10 protein-coding genes are annotated in these 12,841 nt (G+C 35.7%); 6 read left to right on the top strand and 4 right to left on the bottom strand.

The window, feature by feature from the left end; all coding sequences use genetic code 11:
• The first annotated feature begins 207 nt into the window (after positions 1–207).
• Complete coding sequence (locus JNUCC23_RS18370; RefSeq protein WP_454212886.1) at positions 208–876, top strand: C40 family peptidase; 669 nt, start codon at positions 208–210, stop codon at positions 874–876.
• 424 nt (positions 877–1,300) lie between these two features.
• Here JNUCC23_RS18370 and JNUCC23_RS18365 read toward each other — a convergent pair whose 3' ends face one another.
• Positions 1,301–1,627 carry a thioredoxin family protein gene (locus tag JNUCC23_RS18365; RefSeq protein WP_454212884.1) on the bottom strand — a complete coding sequence of 109 codons (327 nt, stop codon included), beginning with the start codon at positions 1,625–1,627 and terminating at the stop codon, positions 1,301–1,303.
• Between the two features lie 424 nt (positions 1,628–2,051).
• On the opposite strand from JNUCC23_RS18365, the gene JNUCC23_RS18360 reads away from it, so the two are divergent.
• The 5 genes from JNUCC23_RS18360 to JNUCC23_RS18340 all read left to right on the top strand — a co-directional run bounded on the left by JNUCC23_RS18360 (position 2,052) and on the right by JNUCC23_RS18340 (position 8,914).
• On the top strand, positions 2,052–5,279 hold the full coding sequence (locus JNUCC23_RS18360) for a DEAD/DEAH box helicase (RefSeq protein ID WP_454212882.1): 3,228 nt from the start codon (positions 2,052–2,054) through the stop codon (positions 5,277–5,279).
• Between the two features lie 732 nt (positions 5,280–6,011).
• Positions 6,012–6,473: a GNAT family N-acetyltransferase gene (locus JNUCC23_RS18355; protein ID WP_403068159.1), complete on the top strand. Its 462-nt coding sequence runs from the start codon at positions 6,012–6,014 to the stop codon at positions 6,471–6,473.
• Between the two features lie 455 nt (positions 6,474–6,928).
• Positions 6,929–7,483, top strand: a complete 555-nt coding sequence (locus tag JNUCC23_RS18350) for a nucleotidyltransferase family protein (protein WP_403068163.1) — start codon at positions 6,929–6,931, stop codon at positions 7,481–7,483.
• 713 nt (positions 7,484–8,196) lie between these two features.
• Complete coding sequence (locus tag JNUCC23_RS18345) at positions 8,197–8,325, top strand: hypothetical protein (protein WP_403068166.1); 129 nt, start codon at positions 8,197–8,199, stop codon at positions 8,323–8,325.
• Positions 8,326–8,500: 175 nt separating this feature from the next.
• Positions 8,501–8,914 (top strand): YbaN family protein, encoded by a 414-nt coding sequence (locus JNUCC23_RS18340; protein ID WP_403068169.1) that lies wholly within the window; start codon positions 8,501–8,503, stop codon positions 8,912–8,914.
• A gap of 535 nt (positions 8,915–9,449) precedes the next feature.
• Here JNUCC23_RS18340 and JNUCC23_RS18335 read toward each other — a convergent pair.
• From JNUCC23_RS18335 to JNUCC23_RS18325, 3 genes are all read right to left on the bottom strand, one after another.
• The gene (locus tag JNUCC23_RS18335; RefSeq protein WP_454212879.1) at positions 9,450–10,952 is read right to left on the bottom strand and encodes a sodium:solute symporter family protein; all 1,503 of its coding nucleotides are present in this window, start codon (positions 10,950–10,952) and stop codon (positions 9,450–9,452) included.
• Positions 10,949–11,227, bottom strand: coding sequence for a hypothetical protein (locus JNUCC23_RS18330; RefSeq protein WP_062175919.1), 279 nt, complete (start codon positions 11,225–11,227; stop codon positions 10,949–10,951). The genes JNUCC23_RS18335 and JNUCC23_RS18330 overlap by 4 nt, the downstream gene beginning before the upstream one ends.
• 140 nt (positions 11,228–11,367) lie before the next feature.
• Complete coding sequence (locus tag JNUCC23_RS18325; protein WP_454212877.1) at positions 11,368–12,750, bottom strand: LLM class flavin-dependent oxidoreductase; 1,383 nt, start codon at positions 12,748–12,750, stop codon at positions 11,368–11,370.
• Between the last annotated feature and the right edge of the window lie 91 nt (positions 12,751–12,841).

The raw sequence follows: 12,841 nt of genomic DNA, 5'->3' as shown, positions 1-12,841 counted from the left end.
ATAAGATAGATAACAATAAAATATGTCGAAAGTTTGGAGTGCCGCATAGAAATTGTAGTAATTTCGAATACTCTTTAGTCTTATATAGAGGGAGTTACGCGTATTTTGTCATTTTTGCAATGAAAATGTAATCTTAGCTAAATATGTCTGTCACTTTAGGATGATAAAATCAAAGAAAAAGAGATTTTATCGGAGGAAAAATAGTAAATGAAAAAAATAATTGCATCATTTGTTGTGACTGGCTTACTGCTTACAAATCCAATAGTTAGTCATGCTGCATTGGGTGATCAAACATTAAAACGCGGAATGACACATACAGAAGTTAAACAATTACAAGAGGTTTTAAAGAATAAAGGATACTTCACGAATCAGAAAACGACAACATATTTTGGAACAGCTACTGAAAGTGCAGTCAAAAAGTTTCAAAAAAGCAAGGGAATGAAAGCGGATGGCATTGTCGGTGCAAATACATATAAAGTATTGGGAGTAGCAAAACAGCCTGTAAAAGCAGCTCAAGTGAAATCCGGCGAATTGGTTAAAGTAGCGAAAAAACAGTTGAATGTCCGGTATGTATGGGGAGGAACTACGCCTAAAGGTTTTGATTGCAGCGGATTCCTAACTTATGTCTTTGAAGAAAGTGCGGATGTTAAGTTACCAAGAACTGTCTCAGGTATTTATAATAAGGGAGTAAAAGTATCCAAACCACAAGTTGGTGATTTAGTCTTTTTTGAAACCTATAAGTCTGGTGCTTCACATGCGGGGATCTATGTCGGGAATAACCAATTCATTCATAGCTCCTCATCAAATGGAGTGAGTATTAGCTCTATGAATAATAGTTATTGGTCTAAAAGATATATAGGAGCAAAAAGAATATAATGAAGTAGATATTGAAGCTAGTCTTTTTATAATAAAGACTAGCTTTGTTTAATTTATTGTTTGTTTCTAATTTGTCCTCTTATTCAGAAAGATTGCCTATTACAGGCGGGAGAATACTTCGAGCGTTTAGGACACAGGGTTCGTTTCATTAAGTCAATATTCTTCAATTGGACACATGATGAGGGCTTTATTCCTTTGCAGGGCTCAATTCCCCTATTCTTAATGGGAAAGCACGGTTAACCCTGCCGATTATTCTACAGTAGGTTTTCTAAAACATTAGTATTCAAGTACCTTTAATATCTATGTATAAACTAAGGTAAACGTACTAACATAACTTTTAAACCAAGAAAAAGAGTGTATAGTTTCAAATGCCAATGGCAAAAGGAAAGCCAGGGCAAGGTTCACTAGAAAGGTAATTGTGAAATTACCGTTTCAATTCCTTTTCATATAACTGAAGTATACGCTCTATTTCATCGAATCGAACAAATCGAGAAACTCTGTATATTTCCTTACCTTCCACAAACAGAAGTAGAGTAGCAGCAGAGAAAATCATATATTCGGATGTAATTTCTGGCACATCTTCATTAAATACATATACCCCTTTGACTCGGGGATGTGATTTCAATAGTTCAATCACCTTACATTGAACAGACTCACATACACCGCAATTGTCTGTCTTAGATAACAGAATCACCAATGGTTTTTCTTGAATAGCTTCCTTAATTTGATTTAAATTCATCATTTTTTCCATACAATCACCTAACGCCCCTAAACAATTTGAATAGCACTGATTATATCTACTAACTACAAGAAATACAAAACTTAGCCATCCACATGTTTGCCTCTAATGGATTTTCACAAAGCAAAGTTCTCAATTTTTCTTTGAAAGAGTAGCAGGCTTTAGATGTTACCGCTTCCTTATTTTTTACGATATGAATGGGTGAGTACTGTTAATCACTCCTTGGATATAAAGTTAGATGTGGATTTTGGTGGTATCTTAATAAACTGTAGTTAAAAAATTTTACCTTATGATACAATCGTGATAATTAGATTTTTTTCATAATCATGAACGCATGCAAAACTTCAAACATGTACAATAATTGCTTATACAAAAATACCAAATTCACATAGTTAAGATAACAGAAGCGGTATATCCTTAGGAAGGGGCACAGCATTTGAATATAAAAGTAAGTCAAAAAATGATTAAAGAAATGTGTGGTATGGTCTCCTTCAAAAGAGGAGACTCTTTTTATCGAGCTAAAAAAGTAATATTTGAACAATATAGTCCCGAAGTTTGTGAAGCAACGGTTACAGGCATGGAAGATTTTCATGTCACCATTGAAAAAGGTAAGCATGGTGAGCTGCACACGAAATGCAGCTGTCCAACGCTAGCTTCCTTTCAAAAGGATTGTCAACATATTGCAGCTGTTTTACTGTCGATTAATGAACATCAGCGTCAAGGGACAATGCCCATTGTTCCGAGCGAGTGTCCATCTGACACGTCAACAAATCAAGCGCTGGCAGAAGATTTAATGACGCTTTTCAATGATCGATCTAAACCATTAAGTGGCCATCAGCTTCACTTTGAAAAAAGAAAAATGCTTGATGTCGAATTTACCTGTCAACCCGTCGTGATAGGAAAGGGTGGATACATGTTTGGAATAGAAGCCAAGATTGGTCCGACCCATGTACAAAATATTCGGGACTTTTTGAAGCAAGTGGAAGCGTGTAATCCATGCTGGCTTTCCGATGCATTCACATATGATCCAAACCTACATTGCTTTCAAAAAGAGACAGATGCTGTAATTTGGCAGCTCATTCAAGTAATCGATGATGAAAAGGTGTACTTGGATGCAGCGCCTGACAAAGCAGATTCTGTAAGCAATCATCATCTATTACTGATTCCTCCATCTTCTTGGGACAGGATTTTGCCAATTCTAGAAAGAGCACCATTGGTGAAACTAGCGTATGACGGGAATACGTTTGACGATCTTCGCTTAGTGAGCGAACCTGAACCTCGTTCTTTACAGTTTGACTTTGCAGAAACGGAGGGCAAAGGCTATCAACTGAAAATCAAAGGCTTGGATCAGATGATTGTGTTGAATTCGTATCGGTCTGTATTATCTGATGGAAAGGTCATCCAATTGGAGAGTGAAGATTGCAAACGTCTTTCGGATCTAAAACAAATGCTAGAAGAGCAAGGGACGAATCGAATTCCGATCCTTAGAGAGCAATTAGACTTTTTTCTGGACAAAGTGGTTCCAGGTTTAAAAAAACTAGGTGATGTTCAAATAGCTGGAGCGATTTCTGAACGGTTTGTGAAGAAACCACTGATTGCCAAGTTATACTTGGATCGTCTGAAAAATCGCCTACTTGCTGGGCTAGAGTTTCACTATGAACATATTGTATTTAATCCATTGGACAGTCGGGAACTCCAGGCAGTTTCCATGCTTATAAGGGATGTTGCGAAGGAGGAAGCGATACTAAAGCTGATGGAGGATCGTTCGTTTGCTAAGACCGACGGTGGATATTTTTTACAAAATGAAGAGTTAGAGTATGAGTTTTTGTACCATGTCGTACCCAAACTTCAAAAATTGGTTCAAATTTATGCAACTACGGCAGTGAGAAATCGGATTTCTAAAGAGAATGTTCGTCCTCAAATTAGGGTAAAGGTCAAAAAAGAACGGACCAATTGGCTGGAATTCAAATTTGAAATGGATGGTATTCCCGAGAAACAGATACGTGAGATTCTAGTGGCCTTAGAGGAAAAACGGAAGTATTATCGTTTGCGAAACGGCTCGCTACTCTCATTGGAAACAAGGGAATTTGCAGAAATTAACCGCTTTTTGCATGCACTTCCGATTCAGAATGAAGATCTGGAAAGTGGCTTGAATGTACCAATCGTTCGGGGACTTAGGCTTCTTGATTCAGTTGATGATAGCCATGCGTTCACATATGAGGAGTCATTCCGACAGTTCTTGGCAAATATCCGTGATCCTGGCAGTCTGGAGTTTGAGGTGCCGAAGCGTTTAGAGTCCATCCTGCGAGACTATCAAAAAAGCGGCTATAAATGGATGAAAACTCTTGCCAGCTATGGATTCGGCGGGATTCTCGCAGATGATATGGGATTAGGTAAAACGCTGCAAAGCATCACATTTATTTTATCGGAGCTTTCTAACATTCGTAAAAAGAAGAGCCCAGCGCTTATTGTTTGCCCATCATCTTTGACGTATAACTGGCTAAGTGAAATCATGAAATTTGCTCCGGATGTCCAAGCTCTTGTCGTTGATGGGAATAAAAAAGAACGTTTCAATATACAACAAGATATAACGGCTATGGATGTGATCATCACCTCGTATCCATTGTTGCGTAAGGACATTATGTGGTACGAGAAACAATCTTTTCACACCGTGTTTTTTGATGAGGCTCAAGTTTTTAAAAATCCTGTAACACAAACTGCGCGGGCGGTGAAGAAGATACAAGCAGATTATCGCTTCGCCCTCACTGGCACACCTGTTGAAAATTCACTAGAGGAGCTGTGGTCTATTTTTCACGTTGTTTTTCCTGAACTATTCTTAGGGTTAAAGGAATACAGTAACCTCTCAAGAAAAACGATTGCCCGACGGATTCGACCATTTATGCTTCGTAGGTTGAAAGAGAATGTACTTCCAGAGCTTCCTGAAAAGGTCGAGTCGATGGAATCCGTGGAATTACTTCCAGATCAGAAGCAATTGTATGCAGCCTATTTGGCGAAGCTCAGACATGATACATTGAAGCATCTGGACAAGGACACACTTCGGAAAAATCGAATGAAAATCCTGGCTGGTCTGACTCGGTTACGCCAGATTTGTTGTCACCCAGCTTTGTTTGTGGACGGATATAAAGGGAAATCCGCGAAATTTGAACAGTTGATGCAACTTATTGAGGAATCAAAGCTTTCTGGCAGAAGGGTGCTGATTTTCTCGCAGTTTACGAAAATGCTTGAGCTTATAGGTAGAAAATTAACGATTCAAGACCTACCGTTTTTCTATCTTGATGGGCAAACTCCTTCAGAAGAGAGAGTGGGAATCTGCAATCGATTTAATGCAGGCGAACGAAACTTTTTCCTTATTTCCTTAAAGGCAGGCGGTACAGGACTCAATCTAACAGGGGCAGATACCGTTATCCTATATGACATTTGGTGGAATCCAGCAGTCGAAGAACAAGCGGCAGATCGCGCCCATCGTATTGGTCAAACAAATAGTGTACAGGTTATCAAACTTGTTGCTCGCGGCACAATCGAAGAAAAAATGAATGAACTGCAAGAGAAAAAGAGACATCTGATTTCAGAGATCATCGATTCTGAGGAGAAAATATCGTCTACACTTACTGAAGAGGACATTCGGGAGATATTGGCGATATAGAGGAGATCGGCTCTATAAGAGTTCCTACCGACAAAACGCGGATATTAGACCGTAATTACATTATTTAGAAGATAAAACCCTGATTTTTCTACGCTAAGGAGAAAAATCAGGGTTTTATCCCGGTTTAACAGGCTGTAAAACCCCCACCTCAATTTTTGTGAGAGAATCAAGAAATAAATAGGTGGGGGATGAAAAAAAAACACTGATGGAAGGTTCGCTTTATGACTTTCTACAATAAATGATAATTCTTATAATATGAAAGGAGCGTTCATAATTGAATAAAAATAAACGAAATATGCTTATCGCAATATCTGTAAGCATCGTTATTCTAATAATAGGTGGTGTACGGATTAATCAAATTGGAAGGAATTACCAAGCGAACAAACCTATATTAGAGGCGTGCATAGATAATGGAGGTACTGTGGTGATACGGCAGAAACATTTCTGGTCACTCACCTCAGCTACTTGTGATGGTTATGAACAATAAGGTTGTCTGAAAAATAATATAATCGTTTAAAAAAACAAAAAAATTCTTTAAAAATGAAGACCCGATACTCACTATTGAGATTGTGAATAAATGTACTTAAAGTAATGTTGCAGAATAGTTGAAGAAGAATATCCATAAATAAGTAAAAATTATTGAATATCATATAATAATTACAATTAACTTATGTTGTGAATTCAGTTAGCATAGAAATTAATAAAAGGTTTACTAATAAGAGAGGGATTTGATTGAAGACAGAAATAAGGTTTAGAATGGCTACTAAAAAAGATTTAGATAGTATTGTTGAAATGCTTGCTGATGACGTTTTGGGAAGTAAACGTGAGCGTTATGAGCATCCACTTCCTAATAGTTACATAAAAGCATTTGAGGCTATTACATCTGACCCTAATAACGAGTTAGTAGTGGCTTGTGACGGCAATGAAGTGATTGGGGTACAACAAATTACTTTTACACCTTATATAACACATCAAGGTGGATGGAGAGCTACTATCGAAGGAGTGAGAACATCAGCTTCTGTAAGAGGTAAGGGTGTAGGTACTGAACTTATAAAATGGGCAATTCAACGTGCAGAAGAACGTGGATGTCATTTAGTACAACTGACAACTGATAAAAAAAGACCAGATGCGTTAAGGTTATATGAACGGTTAGGTTTTAAAGCAACGCATGAAGGTTTAAAGTTGAAGCTTTAATAATTTTTTTAAAATTATCGGTGGCGTATCTACAATAAGCAGATACGCTTTTTTACTTAATGCTAAGTATTCTTTAATTGAGGAAATTGCTTCTTACCATCCCCAATCAGTGAAAGAAGAATTTGCATAAAACACCCCTTTTTTATGCAGCTACCAGGCTTCTTCAGAATCCGAAAATGCTGACTCATCAACAATGTATAAAACCATGTATAAACGATAAATACGAACCCAAACAAGCCTCTTGAGCACCAAGGGGTTTTATATTTCGGAAGTTCCGAAAATTGACTTTATGTAAACTAGTTTTGTATAGAGTATTCATCTAATAATTTGAGATCTTTTTCAAGTAACGGGCAGGATAGTTGAATATGATGTTTCTAATTTATAAAGCTAAATTCACAAAAAGTTTTACGGTATAATGTTCAAAAAAAAGTAAGTATGAATAAAGGAGAATTAATGTGACCAATTACGAAAATCGGTTGATAGAAATTATAAAAAATGACGACTACATAATATCTTTATTAAAAGCCGTTGAAAAGTTAAATTTAAATGATGCTTGGATTTCTGCGGGACTCATTAGAAATAAAGTATGGGACGTTTTACACAACATTAATACACCAATAAATGACATTGATGTTATTTATTTCGATAGCACGGATACATCGTGGGAAACAGAAAAAGATTTAGAAAAAAAATTAGAAATTATAGTGCCTAACCAGCCTTGGTCAGTAAAAAATCAAGCAAGAATGCATTTGAAAAATGGATTTGAGCCTTATAATTCTTCCTTTGATGGCGTTGCTCATTTTACAGAAATACCTACTGCAATAGCTGTGAAAATGTGTAATAGTGAACTTAAAATAATGGCTCCATATGGACTAGAGGATTTGTTTGAAAAGATTGTTAAACCTACTCCATACTATCAAAATGAAAGCGAGTTACGTTCAATATATACTGAACGTATGCAGGAGAAAAAATGGGATACAATTTGGATAGATTTATCTATAGAAGCTTAATGCTATTCTTCAGAATGGAAACTAGGTAGATTTGTGAATTATTACACTTAAACTATCGGGTGCTTTAGTTCAACAAGCAGCTAAAAGGATCTTCGACGGGAAGATCCTTTTTTTTATTGCCGATAAGGGTGATTATGTAAACTTTTCTTGAAATAAAATAAGAGGAGTTTTTTAATCTAGCTTATTAAGCTAATGGGTGACATCAGTTCAAGAAGAAGACCCTTTTGGTGGTCTTTTCAATGTGTGAAAATATGCAAAATCATACATTCAGAAAAATCCCTTCTTCAACTAAAGTAAGCAGGTTAGCTTAAGTAGAATCGGTAGTTTTTAGGGATTAAATATAAGAGGAATAAATGGTAAAATTATTATAGAGTTAAGAAAATATTTAAGGAGAATAATTTGATACCTATCATGAGCCAATTTATAAACAGAATATTTAAAGACAGAATTAAAAAAATAGTAATTATCCAGTTTATTTTGCTTATTCCATTATTAGTGGTTTATTCCTTTACTACTAATAGCATTAATTATCTCTATAATGGACTATTTCAAATTATTTTTGCTTTAATTATTATTTTAAATAGTGTTGAACAATTCATTTTGAAAAAGAAAGGTTTGAGCATCTCTTTTTTCATTTTAGGTATCCTTTTCGTTTATATATCAATTCAAAGTTACAATTTATACCTTTTGAGAAATTAGGTATTGACGAGGATATGGATGATACAGAACTAAATAAAGTAATAGACGAAATTTTTCAAGCTTGGGTTTGGGATAAACTTAATATTTCTTATAGTATAGTTATAGGTGAGGAAAATGCCCATAGTACAGATGATACTCAGTAACAAAAGAGCAATGACATATTTAACTAATAGGGGCAATTGTGAAACAATGGTAGTCGCTTCTTGTACTATCGGTGCAGGTTAGTTCAATAAGAAAATGGTAAGATACTAATCAGTGATGTTGAATCAATTGGACTATCTCTTTACGTTATAAGGGAGTAGAATATAAATAAAAAAGGTGATTACAATTAAAAAAGTAAAAAGTATCCTGTTTTTGTTTCTTGGATTTATATCCCTTGTGATTGGGGTTGCAGGGACTGTGTTACCTGTTCTACCGGGTGGTCCGTTTTATTTATTCGCTGCTTTTTGCTTTGCAAAAAGTTCCAAGTCGATTGAAAACTGGTTCAAAAGCACCTCATTATATGAGAAATACGTTGAAGCATTCCTACAAAAAAAAGGGATGACTCGAAAAGAGAAAATCAGAATCAATTTAATTGCCGATTTCTTCATCGTAATTTCTGTATTTTATGTGGACATCCTGTTAGTGAAAATCCTGTTGGTAGTGAGCGCCCTTTACAAACATTATTATTTCATTAAAAAAATTAAAACAATTAAAACAATTGACCGAAACAGGACGAAACAAAGAGCATGAAACTAGTTTTCTTACAGGGGCAGTAAAAAGAATTATGGCCTAGGGTTACCTTTCAATCCTGATTATTTGGACAAGGATTTCTCAGAAGTGAATGTAGACGGACAAATACCCCCGTGTTTGAAGAAATAAGGTAAGTAGATGAGAAGACTAGCAAATATGAAAGTCCATGATATGTTACAGGCATATGAACGGCTAACAGGCTCACAGGAAGCACCTAAGTTCATTCTATACTGGTAAAATGAGAGTGCATCTGTAAACCTCGCTTGTTGTTGGGCGGTACTTTCAACTATAGAGGATACAGATGTTTTTTGTATTTTTTTATTGGTCAAGAACAGATTTACTTTGGTGTTGAGTCATTAATTTAACCATATAAACCTTGTTAAAAGAGCAAATAGAAAAAACGTGTTTTGAAAGAAGATTGATCAAAACACACTTTTAATATATTTCAATTGGTTCATTCTTTATAAAAAGTTGATCGAAACTTAAATAATTATTCTCATCTTAATCTCTTTATTTTGAAATATGTTTGTTATTTTTATAAAACAACGGAATTTGGCTTTGATGAAGGATCGCTTACATTTTTTGTGTAGGTGACCTCTGTGTCTTCCCATAATTTTTCCACAAAAACACTTGGGCTTTTCATATATCCGGCAACTATCATTATGATAAAGCTTAGAATTAAGCCATAAACACCCGGCTGCCAACCCCAACTATCAATAAAGATTGGATTAAAGAATCGAAGGAACATAGATAATGCCGTACCTGCAATCAAGCCTATTATTGCTCCTTCTTTATTAGCGCGTTTCCAGAACAATCCCAAAATAACAACTGGAAAAAGCAAGGTTATTCCATCATAAGTGAATAACGCAAGAAAAACCATTAACCCTAAATCAGCGGTACCGAAAAGTAAAGAAATAAGTGAAATAACAACAACAGATATCCTTGCTATATTTACTGCTCTTTTATCTGAAATGTTACTATTTATTACTTGTGCCATATCTCTCGACACAGTTGTGCTAATTGCCTGTAGTATACCACTAACGGTTCCAACACTACTTGCCATAATTACTACACCTAGCGATCCGAGTGCTATAGGACCGGATTCACTAGCTATCCATAAAAAAGCACCTTGCACATCAGAAAGAGCTTGATCGTAAGAATGAATAAATATAGCAGTAATGACAAAAATAGAAAAGAATATTGCATATATAATTGGTGCGAGCAAAGCAGAAACCTTTATTGTCCGTATGCTATCACTTGCAAATAACTTATTGTATGCCCATGGCCATAAAAACCCACCTAAACCGCTTAAAATCACAATTGATGTCCAATATGGAGTTGGTGGGTCCCAACTAGGACCAGGATAAGTAAGCATCTCAGGATACTCATTAGCTACCATTTCAAATCCTGACGCAAACCCACCAAAATATTTATATACGAAGTAAATCATCAAGGCAGTACCACCAAATATTAATAATAAACCCTGAAAAACATTCGCTGTTATTACGGACCTCATACCACCCAGTGAAACAAATACAGTAACTACTACTATTCCTATGACCATACCCCAAAACTGACTAATCAGGCCATCGGTAGCATATGCAAAAACATACCCCTGAGTTACTATTTCAACTATCAGCCAAGGAATCGTAAATACAATACCCCAAATTCCAGTCAGCATTTGTATAGACTTACTTTGATACCTAAATCCTAATAATTCAGATTGAGTTTTAATTCCATACTTCGCCCCCCATATATATGTTTTGGGTGCAACGTAATACATGACAATCATTGTTATTATTGCATATGCTGCACAATATAAAGCGGTATATCCATAAGTGATAGCCATTCCCGCCCAAGCCGTATACATAGCTCCAACAACCCATGTTGCTAAAACTGAAAAGGTTAAAGCAAAAAAACCAAAAGACCGGTTTGCTGTTGCATAATCTTCAAAAGAACGAACACCTAAATTTTTCCGAATGATGAATAGCATAACTGCAAAGAAAAGAAAAATCATTAATAAAGGAATTATATTCAACGTTTCTCACCACCACTAACGTTACTATGATCTATCGGCGTAACTTCAATATCTAGTTCACCTAATTTACTCTCAATAAAAAATTGTATACCTAGCCCTGTACATAAAAGAGCAATACATAAAAAAAGATAAAATAGTGCAAACGGTAATCCGAGGGTCCACGGCTCGATTTTATTGGCCAAATCAAATAGTCCTGGGAATGTCATACAAATAGTTATTAAAGAGTAGTAAATTAAAAATATGATATTTTTTCTTTTACTAATGATATCGAGCATTTAAATAATCCTCCGAGGAAATAATATTCTTACTATTAAAAAGTTAATTTAAGAGGGGATTATGGTAGAAAACTGTAATCCCCGCTATTTTCATTTGTATGGCTTAATAAAATGCTTATTCTAATTCTCTATACACATTCTTATACTTCTATTTTCGAGTGAATCTCTCGATATTGAGCTGCAGTATGATGGTCTGGTAAACGGTCATATCCAAACAGATTGTTACGGAAAGTACCTTCTTCGTACTCTTTTCTTACGAGGCCACGCTCTTGTAAAATAGGAACGACGCCATCCACAAATTCTTCAAAGGTTCCAGGTGTGATTGCATAAGAAATATTAAATCCATCAATCCCAACTTCATCGATCCACTTTTCCATTGTATCTGCGACTTTTTCTGGCGTACCTACTTCAACATGACCGACAGAACCAATACCTACGAAATTAGCTAATTCTCTTACTGTCCATTGTTTATTCGGATCAACTTTTGTAAAGTTTTCAACTACAGACCTCATTGCATCATTATCTACATATTCAATTTTGTCATCTGGGTCATATGCTGAAAAGTCAATGCCCGTCCATCCACCTAATAGTGCCAAAGCGCCTTCGTAACTTATATGTTTTTTGTAGTCCTCAAATTTTTCTTCTGCTTCTTTCTGTGTGCGACCTAATATTGGTGTAAGTGATGAAAGGATTTTGATTTCATTTGGATTACGTCCGGCACGTTTTGCTTCTTCTCGTATGGAATCTACAGTTTTTTTCGTAATTTCTGCTGTCGGAGCACTAATAAATACAAGCTCAGCATGTTTAGCTGCAAACTTTTTTCCTCGGCTTGAAGCTCCAGCCTGAAAAATAACTGGTGTTCTTTGAGGAGAAGGCTCACTTAAATGTGCTCCAGGAACATTAAAGTATTTTCCGTCATGTCTAATGTCATGTACTTTTTCCGGATCTGCATATATTTTTCTTTCCTTGTCTACGAGAACAGCATCTTCTTCCCAACTACCCTCCCACAGTTTATAAACTACTTCCATATATTCATCCGCAATTTCATAGCGTTCACTATGACTTATTTGCTGATCTAACCCGGTATTCACAGCAGCACTATTTAAATAAGAAGTAACAACATTCCAACCTATACGACCTTTCGTTAAATGGTCTAGTGTCGACATACGTCTTGCGAAAATGTATGGATGTTCATAACTTGTAGAAACTGTTAAACCAAAACCTAAATGTTTTGTCACTTGAGCCATAATAGGAACTACAAAAGCAGGGTCGTTAACTGGGACTTGGGCCCCTTGTCGAATTGCTGCATCACGTGAGCCTTGATAAACATCATATATCCCTAAAACATCTGCTAGAAAAATAGCATCAAATCGCCCCTTTTCTAATACTTTAGCCAAATGTGTCCAATAATCAGTATCTTTATAGGTTGAGGATTTATCATTAGGATGCGTCCATAATCCTGGTGAATAAAGTCCAGCACAATTCATATCAAATGCATTTAAATAAATTCTTTTTTTTGTCATGTTATTAGTTCCTAACTTTTTAATTTATGATCACTGTCTTTCTAAGTAGACCTTAGGTGTTTTTCCTGGCATTAATTATTTCCTGATTAAA

The sequence above is a fragment of the Peribacillus sp. JNUCC 23 genome (assembly GCF_053653995.1).
Note: the sequence above shows the minus strand (reverse complement) of the source record. Positions and strands in the feature narration are given on the sequence as shown.

What these genes read in the sequence shown, in the direction of transcription:
- JNUCC23_RS18325 (WP_454212877.1), bottom strand. Translation starts at nt 12,750, where the DNA reads ATGACAAAAAAAAGAATTTATTTAAATGCATTTGATATGAATTGTGCT.
- JNUCC23_RS18345 (WP_403068166.1), top strand. Translation starts at nt 8,197, where the DNA reads ATGGATGATACAGAACTAAATAAAGTAATAGACGAAATTTTTCAAGCT.
- JNUCC23_RS18370 (WP_454212886.1), top strand. Translation starts at nt 208, where the DNA reads ATGAAAAAAATAATTGCATCATTTGTTGTGACTGGCTTACTGCTTACA.
- JNUCC23_RS18365 (WP_454212884.1), bottom strand. Translation starts at nt 1,627, where the DNA reads ATGGAAAAAATGATGAATTTAAATCAAATTAAGGAAGCTATTCAAGAA.
- JNUCC23_RS18330 (WP_062175919.1), bottom strand. Translation starts at nt 11,227, where the DNA reads ATGCTCGATATCATTAGTAAAAGAAAAAATATCATATTTTTAATTTAC.